The organism is Marinobacter sp. NFXS9, from assembly GCF_040148665.1.
GTDB lineage: Bacteria > Pseudomonadota > Gammaproteobacteria > Pseudomonadales > Oleiphilaceae > Marinobacter_A > Marinobacter_A mangrovi.
Map to the genome: position 1 here is coordinate 134120 of NZ_JAGDDW010000007.1, position 19453 is coordinate 153572.

A 19453-nucleotide genomic window follows, 5' to 3' on the forward strand; every position below is an offset into this window, starting at 1 on the left:
GCGATGCGCTGACCGGCCAGGGGCACGTGGCGCATCGGATGGACTAAAACGACTGCAGGCATCGCCGGGTTGGCGTGCCGCCCTCTGAAAGGTCGTATAAGTGGGGCCGCGCCGATGGCGGCGAAGTCCTTCGAGGTAGGAATGTGAGGAGCCTAACAGAGTTCGCCCATAAAAACGACGTCGGGCACCTGTGGATAACCGTGACAGGGCCATATCCCCTATACTAAGAGGCCATTGAACCTGTCCCGGAGACGATGATGCTGTGGTATCGCCTCGGCCTGATTGGCGTGTGTGCGTGGCTGGCCCTGCCTGCGGCCGCCGCGACCTTTCGTGTGGGGTTGCTGCACGGCGATGCCGAGGTGTTCGACTACGAGCTGTCGGTGATCCGCCTGGCCCTCGACCACGCACCCGGCACGCAGACGCTGGAAGTGGTTCCGCTACCGAAAGTGCCCCAGAACCGTGTGTTCGCCATGCTTCATGAGGCGCATCCGAAGATCAACGTCTTCTTCAGTGGCTACAGCCCCGAACGGGAAGAGAGCCTGTTGCAGGTCAACATTCCCATGACCCGGGGCCTGCTGGGCTACCGCCTGTTTGCCGTGCGCAAGGATCGGGTGGCTGAACTGAGTCCAATCGACACCCTGTATGAGCTGCGACAGGTCACCGTTGGCTCCGGCACCGGTTGGCCGGAAAACCGGATCCTGGAACACAACGGGGTCAAACTGGTGACCAGCCAGTATGAAAACCTCTGGCGTATGCTCGAGTACCAGCGTTTCGACCTGTTCCACCGGGGTATCCAGGAAATCTTCACCGAGCTGGCCAAACCCGGCCGGGAGAACCTGGCGATGCTGCCCGGCGTGGCCCTGGCCATGCGCTACGACTACTTTCTCTATGTGTCGAAGTCGCGACAAGACCTCCACGACATCCTGAAACAGGGTCTGATGAAGGCCTATGAGGACGGATCGTTCATGGACAACTTCCGCCACCACCCTGCCATCCGGGCCGCGCTGGATCGGGGTGAGCTGGACCAGCGCCAGATCATCTGGCTGGAGACACCGGAAACCAGCCACACGCTGGATGAGATCCCGGATCGCTACTGGCACCTGCCGTCGCAAGAAGAGTGATCAGCGCTGGGCGCTGGCCAGAACGGCCCCAAAGAACAGAAAGGTGGAGCCGGCGGTCCGATTCATCACGCGCCCGCCCCGCTCCGACGTCAACCAGCCTCGAATCCGCTTCGCGCCGAGGGCGTAACCCAGGTGCACCAGGGCCACGATCACTGCATACGTCAGCGTCAGCAGGACAAACTGGATTTGGAAATCGCCGGCCGGATCGATGAACTGGGGGAAAATCGACAGGAAGAACAGCACCACCTTGGGATTGCTGAGCTGCAGCAACAACGCTTCAATAAAGCGCCGCCCGAAGCGATCGTCCGCCGCCCCGGTGTCCGTCTGCAGGTTCAGGCCCGGCTTGCGCCACAGGCGAATGCCCAGATATACCAGGTAGGCCGCGCCCACATACTTGACCAGGGTAAAGGCCGTCGCCGAGGTGGCCAGAAGAACCCCCAGACTCGTCGCCGACAGCGCCGACACCACGAGAGCCCCGGCGGAAATCCCCAGGATACCGCCCAACGTGCCTCGCCGCCCCAGGCGCAGGGCGTTCGAGAGGGTCATGACGACACCGGGCCCGGGACTCAGGGCGGTGGCCGTCGCCATCAGCAGGAACAGTAGGTACAGGTGCACCGGAATCTCCATGGGCCAGTCAGCGACAAGGCGGGTGCTTGTGCAAATCACCTCGATCGGGTGACACTCATTGTCCACCTTCCTGGCAATGGATGCCAGGACGCCCAACACCGCCCGGAGAACGCATGACGACAACATGGCTTGAAGACATCACCCTCACGAACCAGACCGCCAGCCTGGTACCGATGGCCTCGGAACACCGGGACGCACTGGTCGAAGCCGCCGGCGACGGTCGCCTCTGGGAGCTCTGGTTTACCGGCGCGCCGTCCGCCGACACGGTGGACACCTACATCGAGCAGGCGCTCAAGGACAAGGCCGCCGGCCGCGCCCTGCCGTTCGTGGTGATCGAGAATGCCAGTGGCGACGTGATTGGTGCCACCCGCTATTGCAACGCCGAGCCGGACCACCAGCGCGTCGAGATCGGCTACACCTGGTACGCCCAGCGCGCCCAGCGCACTTCGGTGAACACCGAATGCAAGCAGCTGCTGCTGACCCACGCCTTCGAGCAGTTGAACGCCATCGCTGTGGAATTCCGCACCCACTGGCACAACGAGGCCTCCCGCCGCGCCATCGCCCGCCTCGGCGCCAAGCAGGACGGCGTGCTGCGCAATCACCGCATTGAGCCGGACGGCGCCTACCGGGATACCGTGGTGTTCTCGATCCTGGAAAGCGAGTGGCCCACGGTGAGGAAATCCCTCGCCTTCAAACTGGCCCGGCTGCGCGAGCGCGGCTAACGTCGAGACGGGCGGGGTATTGTGGCGCCGGTGAGCAGCACCCGACCATGGATACCATGGACGTTGGCCCGGTAAACCCACACAATGGCGAAAAAAACGCGCCGGAGAAGCGCCATGACGATGCTGAGAGGGATCCTGCTGGTGGCCACACTGGCCCTGGTCGCGGGGCCCACGCCTGCAGACACGCTGCAACCGTTTTCCACCATGTCCTCCCTGGACGACGGCTGGGCACCGCTGGAATTTCCCAACATCAATAAACACTCGCAATATCAGTTGGTCACCGAAGACGGTGTGCAGGTGATCAAGGCGCAGACCCGAGGGGGCGCCTCCGGGCGGATAGCCCGAATCCGCATCGAGCCGGGCGACAAGCTGACCCTGCAGTGGCGTTGGAAGGTCAGCAACATCTACCAGACCGGCAACGCGCGCAAGAAGGACGGCGACGACTACCCGGCGCGGATCTACGTGGCTTTTGCCTTTGAACCGGACAAGGCCGGTTTCTTTGAACGGGCCAAACGCAAGGCCGCCGAACTGATCTACGGCGAGGAACTCCCCGGCAACGCCCTGAACTACATCTGGGCCAACAAGCTGCCGGTGAATACCGTCATCGCCAACCCCTACACCGACCGGACCCAGATGATCGTGGTGCAGAGCGGGTCGGAACAGACCGGGCAATGGGTCATGGAATCGCAGGACATCGTCGCCGACTACAAGCGGGCGTTTGGCGAGGCGCCGCCGCCGATCATCGGTATTGGCATCATGACCGACGCCGACAATACCGGGGAATCCGCCACCGCCTGGTACGGCGACATCACTCTGGAGCGCTGACGCCCCCTTCCGCCGGCATGGGAAACCCCGGCAGTGCCGAAACCGGCCGTTGATCCCCCGCCAGTGGCAACGAACCTGTTGCCTTGAGGCGCTGGAAAGCCGCATCGAACGCCTGTCGCATGCGCTCCGACTTGGCGTCTTCTACCGAGAACAGCCAGGCCGCTTCGCGCTCCCGGATAAAACAGTGTTCCAGCCCCTCGGGGCCGTTGGTGGCGCCGATCGCCGCCACCGGGTCCCGGTAATCGAGCAGGTATTCCCCGCGGCGGCGGTGCAGCATGTCGACGCCGGCCTGGTGTGTGGAGGTGTAGGTCAGGTCATTGTCGCCCTGGTCGGCCAGGTATTGCGCCAGTCCGCCATAGGTGTAACCGGATATCAGGATCAGGCGCTGACCCTGCAGGTCACTGAACTGACGGATGGGCGGTGTGTCCTTGAGGTGCCAGGCACTCAGTTCGACGTGGATCGGGCGAGTGGCACTGGGCCGCACCTTACCCTCCAGGGAAGGGATGTGAGTCAGGCCGGGCCAGAGATCGATGTGGCCCTTTCGCAGGTAGAGATACACCCGGCTGATCGGCAGATAGACGAAAACCGGCCGGTAGCCGGCCTCGATGGCCACTTTGCGGGTCAGGTCGATAAAGGTGCCGGCGGGCTGACCCTGCGCATCCCGATATTCATAGGGTGGAAAAGCCACATAACCGATTCTCGCGACCGGCACATCGGCCCGCGCCGTGACCGACAGCAGCCCGACCAGCACCGCCGCCAGCCCCCGAAACAGGGCGCGGTAACCGACAAACGACCTGATCCAATCGATCATCACATCGGACTCCGGAAAACCATACCGCTCAACACTCTGCCGGGAGCGACACAACGCCTCGACCCGGGTTTGATCACAGAACACCTATCTCTCAACATAACCTGCCCCCCGTCAGGCAACCACCTTAGGCGCGCGATTATTTGACGGAGGTGGCGTTTCACGCATCCGCGTTGATTGGGCTGCCGGTGATTTCGGCCCATCGGGCCAATGGTCCAGCCACAGGCACCGACCTAAACTGATCATTAAACCATCAACATGAGTCACTGCCATGCCCACCTCCCCGCTTGCCCACTGGCAGCATCAGGCATCGGCCATCCTCAGCGGGCTGCTGGGCGACTGGCTGGCCAGTCGCGGTAATCCGCTGGCGATCGACATGCAGCTCTATCGTCACGGCCGGCCCCTGGCTCTGGATGACCTGATGCAGGACGGTCAGACGCCCCGGCGCAGCCTGGTGATCCTGGTCCATGGCCTGACCGAGCTGGAATCCATCTGGGATTTTCCGGGGCAACACGGCACCAACTACGCCACCGCACTCTGCGAGGGCTTGGGCGCCGAACCCCTCAGCCTGCGCTACAACACCGGGCGCGCCATTCCCGACAACGGTCGGGCGCTGGCCCAGCAACTGGACGCCCTGGTCACCGCCTGGCCGGTGCCTGTGGAAAACCTGGTGCTGATCGGCCACAGCATGGGCGGTCTGCTGATTCGCAGTGCCTGCCATTACGGGGAAGCTACCGGCTATGACTGGATACGAGCCGTCGACAGCTGCATCTACCTGGGCTCACCGCATGATGGCGCCTGGCTGGCGCGTCTGGCACAGGGCGGTGCCGGCGTGCTGCAGGCCCTGCCCCGGGATTACCTGAGAGCGATCGGCGATGTGATCGATTTGCGCAGTGTTGGCATCCGCAACCTGAATCGCGGCCAGATCACCGACCAGCCCGAGGAACAGCCGCCGCTGCTGGCGACAGCCCGACACTATGCGATCTGCGGCTTGCTGGGCCGGCATCGGGCCAATCCGGCCAACTGGCTGTTCGGCGACGCACTGGTGCATGAGGACAGCGCCCGGGGGCACCACCAGCCGGGCTGGCAGTTGACGGATCAGGCGACGTTTGCCGGAATCGATCATATCCGGCTGGCTCATCACCCGGCGGTGCTGGCCCAACTGGAGGACTGGTTACGATGAAGACGACACAGCGACCGGAGAGTCCCGGAATCTGGTGGCGAGGCGTGGCCGATCTGGCCAGCGCCAGCGCCGAAGTCACCGCTCGCCGGCTGGAAGGGGTGCATCGATCCATCGCCGACGAAACGTTCGACGTGCTGGCCCGGATTCCGGTGACCCGGCCGTTCAGCGAGCCGGTGCGCCGAATCCATCACGGAATTGCAGCGCTGAGCTACCGCAGCGTGGCGCTGGGCGCTCGGGGACTCAACCAATGGGTTCGGTCCCCCGCGCCCGAGGAGAGGGCGCCTAGCGAAGAATAAGCACCGGCGTCTGGGTCGTGGTCAGCATGCTGGTGGTGGTACTGCCCACGAGGAACTGGCGGATCCGGGAATGGCCATACGCCCCCATCACCAGCAGGTCGATGTCCTGTTCCGCCTGGTAGGCGTGCAGGGTCGGTTCCACGTCGCCGGCGCGGATGGCCACTTCCACGTTGCAGCCCGCTTTCAGCAGCTTGTCTTTCGCCTCGTCCAATTGGGCCCGGCGGTCACCGGTGTCCGGTCCCACCATCACCAGGTGCAGCGGAAAATCCCTGAAAATCGGGCTATTTGACAGCAGTTCGATGCCTTTTCGCGCCGTTTCGCTGGCATCGAACGCCAGCATGGCGCTGCGCGGCGTGCTGAACTCATCCGGCACCAGCAACAGCGGGCGATGTAGGGTGCGGATCACCGTTTCCAGCTGACTGCCGATGTGGATGTCCCGATCGGTGCTGCTCTCGCCATGCAGTCCCATCACCAGCAGGCGGGTGTCCTGCTCGATGTCCAGCAGGCTCTCGGCCAGATCGCCGTGACGCTGACGCTGGCGAATGTCTGACACGCCATCTTCGCGGACCCGAGTCTCCGCCGCATCCAGCATGTGCCGGCCCTGCTCCAGCGCCAGCTTGCTGCGCTTCTGGTCCAGCTCGGCCAGCTCTTCCAGCAGGTGCTCGCGGCTGCCGAGGCCGATGCTGCCGGCCAGGTCCGGTTCGGTGGGGTAACGGGCATGATCCAGCACGTGGAACAGGGTCAGCGGCGCATCCAGGCGCTGACTGGCCCAGGCGGCGTAATCACACACCGCCGTGGTGGACCGTGAGCCATCGATGCAGGCTACAACTTGGGACATGAAACCGTCTCCCCTCGCTCTATTATTGATGTTTCCGTACGAACAGTTTGCCCTGATTGCATGACAGCCGTCATCAGTGCCCCATCAATTGATCAGCGGCTTCGGGCTTGTCGTGGATCGCAAACCGGTCAACGATGGTGGCGCTGGCCTCATTCAGGCCAATCACCTCCACGTCCGCACCTTCCCGGCGGAACTTGATCACTGCCTTGTCCAACGCGCCCACCGCCGTGATGTCCCAGAAATGGGCACGGCTCAGGTCGATGACCACGTTATCCACAGCCTCCTTGAAGTCGAACGCCGCCAGGAATTTTTCGGTGGAGCTGAAGAACACCTGGCCAACCACCTTATAAGTGCGGGTCTGACCGCTCTCATCCAGTGACGGGGTGACCACCATGAACCGACCGATCTTGTTGGCAAAGAACAGCGAGGCCAGCAGCACGCCGGCCAGCACGCCCAGCGCCAGGTTGTGGGTGGCCACCACCACGCAGACGGTGACCAGCATCACCAGGTTGGTGGACAGCGGATGCCGGCGCAGGTTGCGCACCGAATCCCAGCTGAATGTCCCGATAGAGACCATGATCATGACCGCCACCAGCGCCGCCATGGGAATCTGTACCAGCCAGTCCTGCAGCACCAGCACCATGAACAGCAGGAAGGTACCCGCCACCAACGTCGACAACCGGGTGCGGCCGCCGGATTTCACGTTGATCACAGTCTGGCCGATCATGGCACAGCCGGCCATGCCGCCCAGCAGGCCGGAGAAGATGTTGGCCACGCCCTGACCCTTGCACTCCCGGTTACGGTCGCTGGTGGTGTCGGTGAGGTCGTCCACGATGGTCGCCGTCATCAGCGACTCCAGCAGCCCCACCACCGCCAAGGGCAGGGAATAAGGCAGGATGATCCACAGGGTCTCCAGATTCAGCGGCACGTCCGGCCACAGGAACACCGGCAGGGTGTCTGGCAAATCGCCCATGTCGCCTACCGTGCGCACGTCCAGGCCCAACACCATCGACACAATGGTCAGCAGGATAATGCAGACCAGAGGCGAGGGAATCACCTTGCCCACCTTGGGCACCAACGGGAACAGGTAGATAATGCCGAGACCGGCCGCGGTCATGGCGTAGACGTGCCAGGTCACGTTGGTCAGCTCCGGCAGCTGGGCCATGAAAATCAGGATCGCCAGCGCGTTGACGAAACCGGTCACCACCGAGCGGGAGACAAACCGCATCAACGACCCCAGCCGCAGGAAGCCGAACAGGATCTGGAAGACGCCCGTCAGCAGCGTTGCGGCCAGCAGGTACTGCAGCCCGTAATCCTTGACCAGCGTCACCATCAACAGGGCCATGGCCCCGGTGGCGGCTGAAATCATGCCGGGCCGACCACCGGCGAAGGCGATCACCACCGCGATACAGAACGAGGCATAGAGCCCGACCCGGGGATCGACACCGGCGATGATGGAGAAGGCAATCGCCTCGGGAATCAGCGCCAGCGCCACCACGATACCGGCGAGAACATCCGCCCGGGTGTTGGAAAACCAGTGCTTCTTGATGGAAGAGAGCATTGAGAAAGACCTTTGAATTCAGCGTTGTTGCAGGCCGACAAAAAAACACGGCTCTCCAAGAGAGCCGTGTCAGTCAACCAATATTTGGGAGCCCCTGCCGCGTCAGACCAGATACACGACGCACAGCAGGCCCACGCCGCCCAGCACCAGGGTATACGGCAACGCCATCAGCACCATGCGCCCGTAGGACAGTCGCACCAGTGGGGCGATTGCGGACGTCAACAGAAACAGGAAAGCCGCCTGGCCGTTGGGCGTTGCCACACTGGGAAGATTGGTCCCGCTGTTGATGGCGATCGCCAGCTGCTCAAAATGGGGCTGGGAGATATCGCCGGCTTCCAGGGCTTGCTTGATTTCGCTGATGTAGACCGTCGCCACGAACACGTTGTCACTGATCATGGACAGCAGGCCGTTGGCGACGAAGAACATACCCGGCTGCTGGGATACCGGCAAAGCGAGCACGTAGTTTATCACAGGTGTAAACAGGTGCTGCTCGTGGATGACCGCGACCACCGCGAAAAAAACCACCAGCAAGGCGGTGAACGGCAGCGCCTCCTCAAACGCCCGACCGATCTGGTGCTCCTCGGTGATGCCGGTAAACGCGGTAATCAGGATGATCACCAGCAGGCCGATCAGCCCCACTTCGGCCACATGGAAAGCCAGGCCGAGCACGAGGATCACTGCCGCGACCGCCTGTACCCAGAGCCGGGCCCGATCCGCCGGGGTACGGCGCGCCTGCTCGTTAGCCGCAAACTCCTCCAGCACCTGACGGACCGGTTTGGGCAGTCGGGCGCCGTACCCGAACCAGCGGGTTTTCTCCAGCAACGCGCAGGTCAGCAGCCCCGCCACCAGCACCGGCATGCTGACCGGTGCCATGCGCTGGAAGAACTCGACGAAGTTCCAGCCCACTTCCTTGGCAATCAGCAGGTTCTGCGGTTCGCCCACCATGGTGGCCACGCCGCCTAACGCGGTGCCGATCGCGCCGTGCATGAGCAAGCTGCGCAGGAAAGCGCGAAAGACTTCCAGATCTTCCCGGTGTAGTTCGATGACCCCTTCGTCAGAGCCGGTGTTGTGATCGTCGTGGTGATAGCCCTTCCCGGAAGCGACCTTGTGGTAGACGGAAAAGAACCCGACCGCCACGCTGATGATCACTGCCGTGACCGTCAACGCATCGAGGAACGCCGACAGGAACGCCGCCGCCAGCGAAAACAGCAGGCCCAGAAGCACCTTGGACCTCACCCCAATGAGAATGTGGGTGAAGGTCACCAGCAGCAGTTCCTTCATAAAGTAGATGCCGGCCACCATGAACATCAACAGCATGATTACCGGCAGGTTGTGCAGGATTTCCAGATAGACGTCATCGGCGGTGGTCATGCCGATCGCCAGCGCTTCGATGGCCAGCAGGCCGCCGGGCTGCAGCGGGTAACATTTGAGCGCCATGGCCAGGGTGAAGATGAACTCGGCCACCAGCAGCCAACCGGCCAGGCCCGGTCCCAGCCACCAGAAAATCGGCGGATTGATCACCAGGAACAGGAGGATGACCTGCTTGTACCAGGTCGGGGCGTTGCCCAGGAAATTGGCGCGCAGGCCGGCAAAGAGAGTGGAAGGCATAAGGTTGTCATTACGTCGGTGGATTCTTGTGACAGGGGAAGGTGGCCGCATTGGCCTGCGACGGGTCGCGCTTCCCTGCCGTGAATCAACCGGCCTCGTCGCCGGTTATCCCGATAGTAGCAAAGTCTGGGCACCCTTCGCTGTTTCCGACCGCCCAATCCTCCGAAAAGACGGGATTTTTGCGGCTTCAGCCACCCACGCGGCGGGCGGGCACCTTGACATCAATCAAATGGAAATGATTTTCATTTGTCTTTAATTGTTTTCTGGACCATGCTCTGGAGGGCAGATCAGTGACCGGAGAACGATTATGAGCGAGTGCGCAACCCGGATGGCCGGCTCGGCCTCGTCGCTTTGCCAGGCATGGCGACGGCTGAAGGCACAGGCGCGAGAAGACAGGATAACGACCACGGGTGCCATGACCCGGGCCGTCACGCACCGACAGGCCGCCCATTCGGGACGGCCTCCGGCGACGTAAAACAGGCGCTAGTGGGTAACGCCCACCGCATGTGCGGTGCCGGCCACCTCGACGCTGTCGGCCAGCATTTCCGCCGTGATCGCGGACAGGGTCCAGCCCAGGTGGCCGTGCCCGGTGTTGTAGAACACCGTGGGCAGATTCCCCTGGCCCACTTTGGGCATCATGTTGGGCAACATGGGCCGCAAACCGGCCCAGGGCACGACTCGGCGCGTGCTGATGCCAGGGAAGCATTCTTCCACCCAGCGGGTCAGCGGGCGCACGCGATCGGCGCGGATGTCCCGGTTGTAACCGTTGAATTCGGCGGTGCCCGCCACCCGGAAGCGATCATCGCCCAGGCGGCTGGTGACGATCTTGGTTTCGTCGTCCAGCAGACTGACATCGGGCGCCGAGGCCTGGGAATCGGCATCGTCCAGGTGAACGGTGATGGAGTAGCCTTTCACCGGGTAGATGTTGACCCGGTCCCCCAGTTTGGCGGCCAGAGCCCGACTGCCGACGCCTGCGCAGACCACCACACCGTCGTAGCTTTGCTGGTCTTCCTGCTCGCCGTCGCTGGAGCGGACCCAGGCGGCGTTGGCGTCTGCCCCCAGATCCTCCACCGCATAGCCGTAGCGGGTGGTCACGCCCAGTCGTTCGATGGCCTGGGCCAGACCAAACGTGAACTTGTGGATATCGCCGGTGGCATCGCTTTCGGTGAAGAAGCCGCCATAGTAGTCGCCGGCCAGGGTCGGTTCGATCGAACGCATCTCGTCCGGGGTGACGGCACGACGTTCCAGGCCGCCGGCGGCCAGCAGTTTGGAGACTTCCGCCGCGTGGTCGTAGCCGGACTTATTGCGGTAGATGTGCAGGATGCCGCGCTTTTTCAGGTCGAAGTCGATGCCTTCGCTGCGCGCCCAGTCGAACAGGTACTCGCGGGCGGCGATCGCCATGCGGGTGGTTTCCGTGGTGTTGTGGGCGTATTGCGGAATGGCGGCGATGAACTCGGCAAACCAGCTCATCTTGTGCCAGGACGGCTTGGGGTTGACCAGCAGCGGCGCGTCGCTGCGCATCATCCACTTCAGGCCCTTGATAATGGTTTGCCAGTTGTTCCAGACCTCGGCGTTGGAGGCCGACAACTGTCCACCGTTGGCAAAGGAAGTTTCCATTGCCGCGTAGCGGTTTTTCTCGTACAGGGTCACGTCGAGGCCACGCTTGGCCAGGGAATACGCCGTGGTCACTCCCGTGATACCACCACCAATAACGGCTACTCTTTTCATGAGACTCTCCAGTTTTCCGGCGTCAGAGGTCGCCTTTCAACCTGAATGAGGTTGAAAGTACCCCTTCCGTCACGGAACCTGAGAGATTCACGAGCCGCAATCATGCAAGCGGCCGCTTGCTCCTTCGGTGTGCCGGGTGACGCTGTCACCGGCAGCTCTTCGGAAAGTGTTTGTGGGGGCGGTCCTTTTGCCTGAGAGTTTCCGGGGCTGTTGCTCCTTCGGCGCCGATCCCGCTGGGGATCGATCTCTCCCGCCCACACATTATCAATGCGGTCTACATATGACCGCACGTTCATAATAGCAAAAACCGCCCGGCCCACAAACTGCAGGCCGGGCCAGTGGCCCGGAGCCGGTCTCTATTCCACCGTCACACTCTTGGCCAGGTTGCGCGGCTGGTCCACGTCGGTGCCCTTGAGCACGGCCACGTGGTAGGACAGCAGCTGCAATGGCACCGTGTAGACGATCGGGGCCGTGATCGGGTGCACTTCCGGAATCGACATGACGTGCACGTGGTCTTCCTCATGCAGTCCCGACTGGTCGTCGGCAAAGACGAACAGCTCGCCACCGCGGGCCCGGACTTCTTCCAGGTTGGATTTGAGCTTTTCCATCAGGGCGTTGTTGGGCGCCACCGTGACCACCGGCATTTCGCTGTCCACCAGGGCCAGCGGGCCATGCTTCAACTCGCCGGCCGGGTAGGCTTCGGCGTGGATGTAGGAAATTTCTTTAAGCTTCAGAGCGCCTTCCAGAGCCACCGGGAACATCGCGCCCCGGCCGAGGAACAGGCTGTGGCTCTTCTCCATGAAGGCTCGGCTCATGTCGGCGATCCGGCCATCCAGGGACAGCACCTGATCCACCTGACGCGGCACCTCGCGCAGTGCCCGGACAATGTCGGCTTCCTTCTCGCTGTCCAGGCCGTTATGCCGGGCCAGCGCCAGGGTGAAGATCAGCAGCGCGGTAAGCTGGGTGGTGAAGGCCTTGGTAGAGGCCACGCCGATTTCCGGTCCCGCCTGGGTCATGATCACCAGGTCCGACTCCCGCACCAGGGAGCTGCCCGGCACGTTGCAGACCGCGAGCGCCGCCCGGAAGCCGGCTTCCTTGGCCTGGCGCAGGGCCGCCAGGGTGTCGGCGGTTTCGCCGGACTGGGAAATGGTCAGGAACAGGGTGTCGGGCTGGACCACATGGTGGCGATAGCGGTATTCGGACGCCACTTCCACGGAGCAGGGAATCCCCGCCAGTTCCTCGATCCAATAGCGGGCCACCATACCGGCGTGGTAACTGGTGCCGCAGGCGATGATCTGGACGTGACAGATACCGGCCAGCAGGTTGCCGGCCTCGGTGCCCAGAGCCTGTTCCAGCACGCGGGAATCGGTTAACCGGCCTTCCATAGTGGCCTGGATCACCCGCGGCTGCTCGTGGATTTCCTTGAGCATGAAGTGGCGATACTCGCCCTTGTCGGCGGAATCGATCGAATGCTCGAAACGCGACACCGGCCGCTCGGCCACCTGCTCATCCGCGTCCCAGATGCGCACGGCGTCCCGGCGGATTTCGGCGATGTCGCCCTCTTCCAGGAACATGAACCGGTCGGTCACGGGCAGCAGGGCCAACTGGTCCGACGCGATAAAGTTCTCGCCGATGCCCACGCCGACGACCAGCGGGCTGCCGCGGCGGGTGACCACGATGCGGTCGGGATCGTCGGCGTGCATGACCGCCAGTGCGAAGGCGCCGTGCAATTCGGCTACGGCGGCCTTGACGGCGGACAACAGGTCGTTCGACTGGCGGAAATAGGACTCGATCAGGTGGGCGACGACTTCGGTGTCGGTCTGGGAACTGAATGCAAAGCCCTCATCCTTCAGTCGGTCGCGCAGGATCTGGTAGTTCTCGATGATGCCGTTGTGGACAATCGCCAAGCGTTCACCAGACATGTGCGGATGGGCGTTCAGCTGGGACGGAATACCGTGCGTGGCCCAGCGGGTATGGGCAATACCCACCACACCCTGGGGCTCGGACTTTTCCAGCGCTTCGGCCAGGGCCTGGACCTTACCGACTTCCCGTTCCCGCCGCAGGGCGCCGTCGTCGCCGAGGATGGCCATCCCGGCCGAGTCGTAGCCGCGGTATTCCAGTCGCCGCAGCCCTTCCAGCAAGATGGCCGGCACATCCCGTTGTGACACCGCACCTACAATTCCGCACATAATCTTGTCCTGTCGTTCCTGGAGTTATTTCTTCTCGGGCCGGGGCCAGTTCTGGATATTGCGCTGCCGACCGCGGGCCACGGCCAGCTCGTCCGCTTCGACGTCCCGGGTAATGGTCGAACCGGCGCCGATGGTGGCATTATCCGCAACCGAGACCGGCGCCACCAGCGCCGTGTTGGAGCCCACGAATACGCCGTCGCCCAACTGGGTCAGGTGTTTGTTCACCCCATCATAATTGCAGGTGATGGTCCCTGCACCCACATTCACGTGCCGGCCCAGCACGGCATCGCCAACATAACTCAGGTGGTTGATCTTGGAGCCCTGGCCGACCCTGGCCTTCTTGGTTTCCACGAAATTGCCCACCTTGGTGTTTTCAGCCAGTTCGGTGCCGGGGCGCAGACGGGCGAACGGGCCGATCTGGGCATGGGCCCCCACATCAGCGCCATCAATCACCGTGTTGGCATCAATGCGTGCGCCGCTGCGAATCACCGCGTCACGGATAAAGCAGTTGGGCCCGATGTGGACATCGTCTTCCAGCACCACGCGTCCTTCAAACACCGCATTGACGTCGATCACCACATCCTGGCCCGTCTGCAGGGTGCCGCGGACGTCCAGACGCGCCGGATCCAGCAGGGTGGCACCGGCGGTCATCAGCCGTCGCGCCTGCTCGGCCTGGTACCAGCGTTCCAATTCGGCCAGCTGAATCCGGTTGTTGACGCCCTGCACTTCAAACGCCGTCACCGGATGCGCCACTTTGACCGCCACGTCGTGGGAGACAGCCATGGCGATCACGTCGGTGAGGTAATACTCACCCTGGGCGTTGCTGTTGGACAGACGCGGCAGCCAGTCTTTCAGGTGCCGGGCCGACAGCCCCATGATGCCCGTGTTCACTTCCTGGATGCGAAGCTGCTCGCTGCTGGCGTCCTTCTGCTCGACGATCGCCTGAACATTGCCGCCGCTGTCCCGCAGGATACGGCCGTAACCGTCCGGATTGTCCAGCGCCACCGTCAGCAGGCTGATCGCCGAATCGCTGACCTGATCCGCGAGGTGGCCCAGGGTGGCCGCATCCAGCAGGGGCACGTCGCCGTACAGCACCAGCACCCGGGCATCATCCGGCACGTTGGGCAGGGCCTGAGCCACGGCGTGACCGGTACCCAGTTGCTCTTCCTGCAGCACCCACTGGATGTCGTCAGCCGGCGTCGCCGCCCGCACCTGTTCGGCCCCGTGCCCGATCACCGTGTGGATGCCGCTGGCGCCCAGTGCCCGGGCGGTGTCGATGACGTGGTGCAACATCGGTTTGCCGGCCACGGCATGCAGCACCTTGGGCAACCGCGACTTCATGCGCGAGCCCTGGCCGGCGGCGAGAATGACGACGTGAAGGGGATGGGTCATAGGACGATCGGTTCCTTGGGAGTCGTGGCGGCGATCCGTCGGCCACGGCCTGATGGGTCTGAATTAAAAAAGCCGCATCCCTCGATAACGGGCCGGATCGGTCGTTATGTCGGGAGGCGGCTTTCAGAGTTGCCTGTACGGTAGCGCCGGTGGCGGCTTAGCGTTTCTTCCGCAGCTGCTGGATGGTTCTCAGCTTGGCGGCCGCTTCGGCCAGCTCGGTGGCAGCACGACTGTACTCGAACTCACTGGTCTGGTTCGCCAGTGCTTTCTCGGCTTCACGCTGGGCTTCCTGGGCGGCCGCCTCATCCACGTCTTTGGCGCGGATGGCGGTGTCGGCCAGCAGCGTGATGACCGACGACTGAACCTCCAGGTAGCCGCCGGACACGTAGAGGATTTCCTCCTCACCGCCCTGCTTGATCAGGCGAACCGGACCCGGCTTGAGTGCCGTCAGCAGTGGCGCGTGTCCCGGTGCGATACCGAGATCCCCTTCCGAACCGGCGGCAATCAGCAGCTCAACCAGTCCGGAGAAAATCTTCTGTTCAGCACTGACGACATCACAATGTACGGTCATAGCCATTTCTTAGCCTCTTTGATCAGTCAGGAAAAGGGGGCCTCTTACTTCTCTTTGGCCTTCATTTCCTTCGCTTTCTCAACGGCTTCTTCAATGGAACCGACCATGTAGAACGCCTGCTCGGGCATGTCGTCATAGTCACCGTTCAGGATTCCCTTGAAGCTGCTGATGGTCTCTTTCAGCGGCACGTATTTACCCGGTGCGCCGGTGAAGACTTCAGCAACGTGGAACGGCTGGGACAGGAAACGCTCGATCTTACGGGCGCGGGCAACGGTCAGCTTGTCTTCTTCTGACAGTTCGTCCATACCCAGGATCGCGATGATGTCCTTGAGCTCCTTGAAGCGCTGCAGAACCGTCTGCACACCACGGGCCACGTCATAGTGCTCGTGACCGATCACCAGCGGATCCAGCTGACGGGAGGTGGAGTCCAGCGGGTCGATCGCCGGGTAGATACCCTTGGAAGCGATGTCACGGCTCAATACCACGGTCGCATCCAGGTGCGAGAAGGTGGTTGCCGGAGACGGGTCGGTCAAGTCATCCGCCGGTACGTAGACCGCCTGGACAGACGTGATGGAGCCGTCTTTGGTGGAGGTGATCCGCTCCTGCAGCTGGCCCATCTCTTCGGCCAGGGTCGGCTGGTAACCCACCGCGGACGGCATACGGCCCAGCAGTGCAGACACCTCGGTGCCGGCCAGGGTGTAACGGTAGATGTTGTCAACGAACAGCAGGACGTCACGGCCTTCGTCACGGAACTTTTCCGCCATGGTCAGGCCGGTCAGTGCCACGCGCAGACGGTTCCCGGGGGGCTCGTTCATCTGGCCGTAGACCATTGCCACCTTGTCGAGAACGTTGGAGTCCTTCATCTCGTAGTAGAAGTCGTTACCCTCACGGGTACGCTCACCAACACCGGCGAAAACAGACAGACCGGAGTGCTCTTTGGCGATGTTGTTGATCAGCTCCATCATGTTGACGGTCTTACCAACACCGGCACCGCCGAACAGGCCAACCTTACCACCCTTGGCAAACGGGCAGATCAGGTCGATGACCTTGATGCCGGTTTCCAGCAGGTCCGCAGAAGCGGCCTGATCCGCGTAGCCCGGCGCCTTGCGGTGAATCGGCATGCGCTCTTCTTCGCCGATTTCGCCGGCTTCGTCGATCGGGCGACCCAGCACGTCCATGATCCGACCCAGAGTCTGGGTACCGACCGGGACGGAGATCGGGGCGTTGGTGTTTTCTGCCTTCAGGCCCCGCTTGAGACCTTCGGTGCTGCCCATGGCAATGGTCCGCACAACGCCGTCGCCCAGCTGCTGCTGGACTTCCAGAGTTGTTTCACCACCTTCAAGCAGCAGCGCGTCATACACTTTGGGGACGGAATCGCGCGGAAACTCCACGTCGATAACCGCACCAATGATCTGAACGATGTGTCCGCTACTCATGCTCAGTTCCTCGTTATCTTTAAAGTCAATAAAACCAGTTGGATCGTGGGGTCATCAGACCGAGGCTGCGCCGCTCACGATTTCCGAAATCTCCTGGGTGATCGCGGCCTGACGGGCCTTGTTATAGGCCAGCTGCAGATCGTCGATGATGTTGCCCGCGTTATCGGTCGCGCTCTTCATGGCAATCATCCGTGCAGCCTGCTCGCAGGCCAGGTTTTCCATCACACCCTGATAAACCTGAGATTCGATGTAACGTGTCAGAAGACCATCGAGAATCGGCCGTGCATCCGGCTCGTAGATGTAATCCCACTGGCTCTTTTTGACGTCTTCTTCATCAGTGTCCCTGGGCAAGGGCAGGAGCTGTTCCACCGTAGGACTCTGGGTCATGGTGTTCACAAACTCGTTGCTGACCAGGTACAGGCGATCGATCTTTTCGTCCTGGAACGCATCCAGCATGACCTTGACGGAGCCGATCAGCTTGTCGGCGCTGGGCGTATCGCCCAACTGGGTCAGTGCGGAGACGACGTTGCCGCCGTAGTTCCGGAAGAAGGACGCGCCTTTCTGGCCAATGGCGCAAAGATCAGTCTCAACGCCCTTTTCCTTCCATTGCCGCATTTCGCGGACCAGTGTCTTGAACACGTTGATGTTCAGGCCACCACACAGACCACGGTCCGAGGACACCACGATGTACGCCACGCGCTTGACGTCGCGCTCGATCATGAACGGGTGCGTATACTCGGCATTGGCCTTGGCAATGTGCCTGATCACCTGCCGCATCTTTTCCGCGTACGGGCGAGTCGCCTGCATACGCTCCTGAGCCTTACGCATCTTGCTCGCCGCCACCATTTCCATGGCGCTGGTGATCTTCTGCGTGCTCTTGATGCTGGAGATCTGGTTACGTATTTCTTTTCCGACGGCCATAACTCACTGCCTTTTCAAGTTAGACACTCGAGCCCGAAACCAACAGAGCCCGCCGGGTGGGCGGGCCGTCTGTCGTTACCAGGTCTGAGTGGTCTTGAATTTCTCGAGTGCAGCTTTCAGGCCTGAGGCGATCTCGTCGTTGTAATCGCCTTTTTCGTTGATCTTGGCCAGGAGCTCACCCTGTTCGGTGCGCATCCAGTCCATCAGGGCCGCTTCAAAAGCCACGACCTTGTCGACATCAACGTCATCCAGGAAACCTTCGTTCGCTGCGTACAGAACCGTACCCATCTCAGCCACGGACATCGGGCTGTACTGGTTCTGCTTCATCAGTTCGGTGACACGCTGACCATGCTCGAGCTGCTTGCGGGTCGCGTCGTCCAGATCAGACGCAAACTGGGCAAACGCCGCCAGTTCGCGGTACTGAGCCAGGGCTAGACGAATACCGCCACCCAGCTTCTTCATGATCTTGGTCTGGGCCGAACCACCGACCCGGGAAACCGAGATACCCGCATTCATCGCCGGACGGATGCCGGAGTTGAACAGGTTGGTTTCCAGGAAGATCTGACCGTCGGTAATCGAGATCACGTTGGTCGGTACGAATGCAGACACGTCACCGGCCTGGGTTTCGATGATCGGCAGCGCGGTCAGGGAACCGGTCTGGCCTTTCACTTCACCGTTGGTCTTCTGCTCCACGTAATCGGCATTGACGCGGGAAGCCCGCTCCAGCAGACGTGAGTGCAGGTAGAAAACGTCACCCGGGTAGGCTTCACGGCCCGGCGGACGACGCAGCAGCAGGGAGATCTGGCGATACGCCACAGCCTGCTTGGACAGATCGTCAAACACGATCAGCGCGTCTTCACCGCGGTCACGGAAGTACTCACCCATGGAAGTACCGGCGTACGGCGCCAGGAACTGCATGGCGGCCGGATCGGCGGCACCGGCAGCGACCACGATGGTGTGGTCCATGGCGCCATGCTCTTCCAGCTTGCGCACGACGGCGGCAATGGAAGACTGCTTCTGGCCAACGGCAACATAGATACACTTGATGCCACTGTCTTTCTGGTTGATGATCGCGTCGATCGCCACAGCGGTCTTACCGATCTGGCGGTCACCGATGATCAGCTCACGCTGGCCGCGACCGATCGGCACCATGGTGTCGATGGCTTTCAGACCGGTCTGGACCGGCTGGTCGACGGATTGACGGGCGATAACACCCGGCGCGACCTTCTCGATCGGAGCGGTCAGCTCGGCGTTCAGATCGCCGTTGCCGTCGATCGGGTTACCCAGGGCGTCGACAACCCGGCCCAGCAGCTGTTCGCCAACCGGAACTTCCAGGATACGACCGGTGCAACGCACCTTCTGGCCTTCGGCCAGCCCTTCGTAGTCACCCAAGACAACCGCACCGACAGAATCACGCTCCAGGTTGAGCGCCATGCCGAAAATGCCGTTGTCGAATTCAATCATCTCACCGTACATGACGTCGGCGAGACCGTGGATCAGCACGATACCGTCGGAAACCGACAGGATGGTGCCTTCGTTACGTGCTTCGGAAGAGATATCGAGCTTTTCGATTCTCTTCTTGATGATGTCACTGATCTCGGATGGATTCAGTTGCTGCATGCCTTTA

The 19453-nt window shown here is 62.2% G+C and carries 17 protein-coding genes and 2 riboswitches; of the genes, 5 read left to right on the forward strand and 12 right to left on the reverse strand.

The window, feature by feature from the left end; translation table 11 throughout:
- The first annotated feature begins 257 nt into the window (after nucleotides 1-257).
- Nucleotides 258-1121, forward strand: a complete 864-nt coding sequence (locus J3364_RS12705) for a transporter substrate-binding domain-containing protein (RefSeq protein WP_349558709.1) — start codon at nucleotides 258-260, stop codon at nucleotides 1119-1121.
- On the opposite strand, the gene J3364_RS12710 is transcribed toward J3364_RS12705, so the two are convergent.
- The gene (locus tag J3364_RS12710; protein WP_349558710.1) at nucleotides 1122-1736 is read right to left on the reverse strand and encodes a LysE family translocator; all 615 of its coding nucleotides are present in this window, start codon (nucleotides 1734-1736) and stop codon (nucleotides 1122-1124) included.
- A 125-nt stretch (nucleotides 1737-1861) separates the two neighbouring features.
- On the opposite strand from J3364_RS12710, the gene J3364_RS12715 reads away from it, so the two are divergent.
- Both J3364_RS12715 and J3364_RS12720 read left to right on the forward strand, forming a co-directional pair.
- Complete coding sequence (locus tag J3364_RS12715) at nucleotides 1862-2470, forward strand: GNAT family N-acetyltransferase (RefSeq protein WP_349558711.1); 609 nt, start codon at nucleotides 1862-1864, stop codon at nucleotides 2468-2470.
- 120 nt (nucleotides 2471-2590) lie between these two features.
- Nucleotides 2591-3295: a DUF3047 domain-containing protein gene (locus J3364_RS12720; protein WP_349558802.1), complete on the forward strand. Its 705-nt coding sequence runs from the start codon at nucleotides 2591-2593 to the stop codon at nucleotides 3293-3295.
- Here the strand turns inward: J3364_RS12720 and J3364_RS12725 are convergent.
- The gene (locus J3364_RS12725) at nucleotides 3279-4106 is read right to left on the reverse strand and encodes a substrate-binding periplasmic protein (RefSeq protein WP_349558712.1); all 828 of its coding nucleotides are present in this window, start codon (nucleotides 4104-4106) and stop codon (nucleotides 3279-3281) included. The two genes, J3364_RS12720 and J3364_RS12725, sit on opposite strands and share 17 nt — an antisense overlap.
- Nucleotides 4107-4374: 268 nt before the next feature.
- On the opposite strand from J3364_RS12725, the gene J3364_RS12730 reads away from it, so the two are divergent.
- On the forward strand, nucleotides 4375-5286 hold the full coding sequence (locus J3364_RS12730; protein WP_349558713.1) for an esterase/lipase family protein: 912 nt from the start codon (nucleotides 4375-4377) through the stop codon (nucleotides 5284-5286).
- A complete protein-coding gene (locus J3364_RS12735) occupies nucleotides 5283-5582 on the forward strand; it encodes a hypothetical protein (RefSeq protein WP_349558714.1) in 300 nt (99 codons plus the stop codon). The genes J3364_RS12730 and J3364_RS12735 overlap by 4 nt, the downstream gene beginning before the upstream one ends.
- On the opposite strand, the gene J3364_RS12740 is transcribed toward J3364_RS12735, so the two are convergent.
- The 10 genes from J3364_RS12740 to atpA all read right to left on the reverse strand — a co-directional run bounded on the left by J3364_RS12740 (nucleotide 5569) and on the right by atpA (nucleotide 19446).
- Complete coding sequence (locus J3364_RS12740) at nucleotides 5569-6420, reverse strand: universal stress protein (protein ID WP_349558715.1); 852 nt, start codon at nucleotides 6418-6420, stop codon at nucleotides 5569-5571. The two genes, J3364_RS12735 and J3364_RS12740, sit on opposite strands and share 14 nt — an antisense overlap.
- Nucleotides 6421-6493: 73 nt before the next feature.
- A complete protein-coding gene (locus tag J3364_RS12745) occupies nucleotides 6494-7981 on the reverse strand; it encodes a SulP family inorganic anion transporter (protein ID WP_349558716.1) in 1488 nt (495 codons plus the stop codon).
- Between the two features lie 102 nt (nucleotides 7982-8083).
- Nucleotides 8084-9589 carry a sodium/proton antiporter NhaB gene (gene nhaB, locus J3364_RS12750; RefSeq protein ID WP_349558718.1) on the reverse strand — a complete coding sequence of 502 codons (1506 nt, stop codon included), beginning with the start codon at nucleotides 9587-9589 and terminating at the stop codon, nucleotides 8084-8086.
- A gap of 483 nt (nucleotides 9590-10072) precedes the next feature.
- Nucleotides 10073-11317 carry a D-amino acid dehydrogenase gene (locus J3364_RS12755; protein WP_349558719.1) on the reverse strand — a complete coding sequence of 415 codons (1245 nt, stop codon included), beginning with the start codon at nucleotides 11315-11317 and terminating at the stop codon, nucleotides 10073-10075.
- A 56-nt stretch (nucleotides 11318-11373) separates the two neighbouring features.
- Nucleotides 11374-11486, reverse strand: a riboswitch (glycine riboswitch).
- A riboswitch (glycine riboswitch) is annotated at nucleotides 11487-11580 on the reverse strand.
- A gap of 93 nt (nucleotides 11581-11673) precedes the next feature.
- Complete coding sequence (glmS, locus tag J3364_RS12760) at nucleotides 11674-13506, reverse strand: glutamine--fructose-6-phosphate transaminase (isomerizing) (RefSeq protein ID WP_349558720.1); 1833 nt, start codon at nucleotides 13504-13506, stop codon at nucleotides 11674-11676.
- Nucleotides 13507-13530: 24 nt separating this feature from the next.
- The gene (glmU, locus tag J3364_RS12765) at nucleotides 13531-14898 is read right to left on the reverse strand and encodes a bifunctional UDP-N-acetylglucosamine diphosphorylase/glucosamine-1-phosphate N-acetyltransferase GlmU (RefSeq protein WP_349558721.1); all 1368 of its coding nucleotides are present in this window, start codon (nucleotides 14896-14898) and stop codon (nucleotides 13531-13533) included.
- Nucleotides 14899-15055: 157 nt separating this feature from the next.
- Nucleotides 15056-15475, reverse strand: a complete 420-nt coding sequence (locus J3364_RS12770) for a F0F1 ATP synthase subunit epsilon (protein ID WP_123633857.1) — start codon at nucleotides 15473-15475, stop codon at nucleotides 15056-15058.
- A 38-nt stretch (nucleotides 15476-15513) separates the two neighbouring features.
- A complete protein-coding gene (gene atpD, locus J3364_RS12775; RefSeq protein WP_123633858.1) occupies nucleotides 15514-16905 on the reverse strand; it encodes a F0F1 ATP synthase subunit beta in 1392 nt (463 codons plus the stop codon).
- 54 nt (nucleotides 16906-16959) lie between these two features.
- Nucleotides 16960-17826 carry a F0F1 ATP synthase subunit gamma gene (gene atpG, locus J3364_RS12780; protein ID WP_123633859.1) on the reverse strand — a complete coding sequence of 289 codons (867 nt, stop codon included), beginning with the start codon at nucleotides 17824-17826 and terminating at the stop codon, nucleotides 16960-16962.
- Nucleotides 17827-17901: 75 nt separating this feature from the next.
- Complete coding sequence (gene atpA / locus J3364_RS12785) at nucleotides 17902-19446, reverse strand: F0F1 ATP synthase subunit alpha (protein ID WP_123633860.1); 1545 nt, start codon at nucleotides 19444-19446, stop codon at nucleotides 17902-17904.
- Nucleotides 19447-19453 lie beyond the last annotated feature (7 nt).

Excerpts from the sequence above, each read along its gene's own strand:
- J3364_RS12705 (WP_349558709.1), top strand. The coding sequence starts at position 258 with ATGCTGTGGTATCGCCTCGGCCTGATTGGCGTGTGTGCGTGGCTGGCC.
- J3364_RS12715 (WP_349558711.1), top strand. The coding sequence starts at position 1,862 with ATGACGACAACATGGCTTGAAGACATCACCCTCACGAACCAGACCGCC.
- J3364_RS12720 (WP_349558802.1), top strand. The coding sequence starts at position 2,591 with ATGCTGAGAGGGATCCTGCTGGTGGCCACACTGGCCCTGGTCGCGGGG.
- J3364_RS12725 (WP_349558712.1), bottom strand. The coding sequence starts at position 4,106 with ATGATCGATTGGATCAGGTCGTTTGTCGGTTACCGCGCCCTGTTTCGG.
- J3364_RS12730 (WP_349558713.1), top strand. The coding sequence starts at position 4,375 with ATGCCCACCTCCCCGCTTGCCCACTGGCAGCATCAGGCATCGGCCATC.
- J3364_RS12735 (WP_349558714.1), top strand. The coding sequence starts at position 5,283 with ATGAAGACGACACAGCGACCGGAGAGTCCCGGAATCTGGTGGCGAGGC.
- J3364_RS12740 (WP_349558715.1), bottom strand. The coding sequence starts at position 6,420 with ATGTCCCAAGTTGTAGCCTGCATCGATGGCTCACGGTCCACCACGGCG.
- J3364_RS12745 (WP_349558716.1), bottom strand. The coding sequence starts at position 7,981 with ATGCTCTCTTCCATCAAGAAGCACTGGTTTTCCAACACCCGGGCGGAT.
- nhaB (WP_349558718.1), bottom strand. The coding sequence starts at position 9,589 with ATGCCTTCCACTCTCTTTGCCGGCCTGCGCGCCAATTTCCTGGGCAAC.
- J3364_RS12755 (WP_349558719.1), bottom strand. The coding sequence starts at position 11,317 with ATGAAAAGAGTAGCCGTTATTGGTGGTGGTATCACGGGAGTGACCACG.
- glmS (WP_349558720.1), bottom strand. The coding sequence starts at position 13,506 with ATGTGCGGAATTGTAGGTGCGGTGTCACAACGGGATGTGCCGGCCATC.
- glmU (WP_349558721.1), bottom strand. The coding sequence starts at position 14,898 with ATGACCCATCCCCTTCACGTCGTCATTCTCGCCGCCGGCCAGGGCTCG.
- J3364_RS12770 (WP_123633857.1), bottom strand. The coding sequence starts at position 15,475 with ATGGCTATGACCGTACATTGTGATGTCGTCAGTGCTGAACAGAAGATT.
- atpD (WP_123633858.1), bottom strand. The coding sequence starts at position 16,905 with ATGAGTAGCGGACACATCGTTCAGATCATTGGTGCGGTTATCGACGTG.
- atpG (WP_123633859.1), bottom strand. The coding sequence starts at position 17,826 with ATGGCCGTCGGAAAAGAAATACGTAACCAGATCTCCAGCATCAAGAGC.
- atpA (WP_123633860.1), bottom strand. The coding sequence starts at position 19,446 with ATGCAGCAACTGAATCCATCCGAGATCAGTGACATCATCAAGAAGAGA.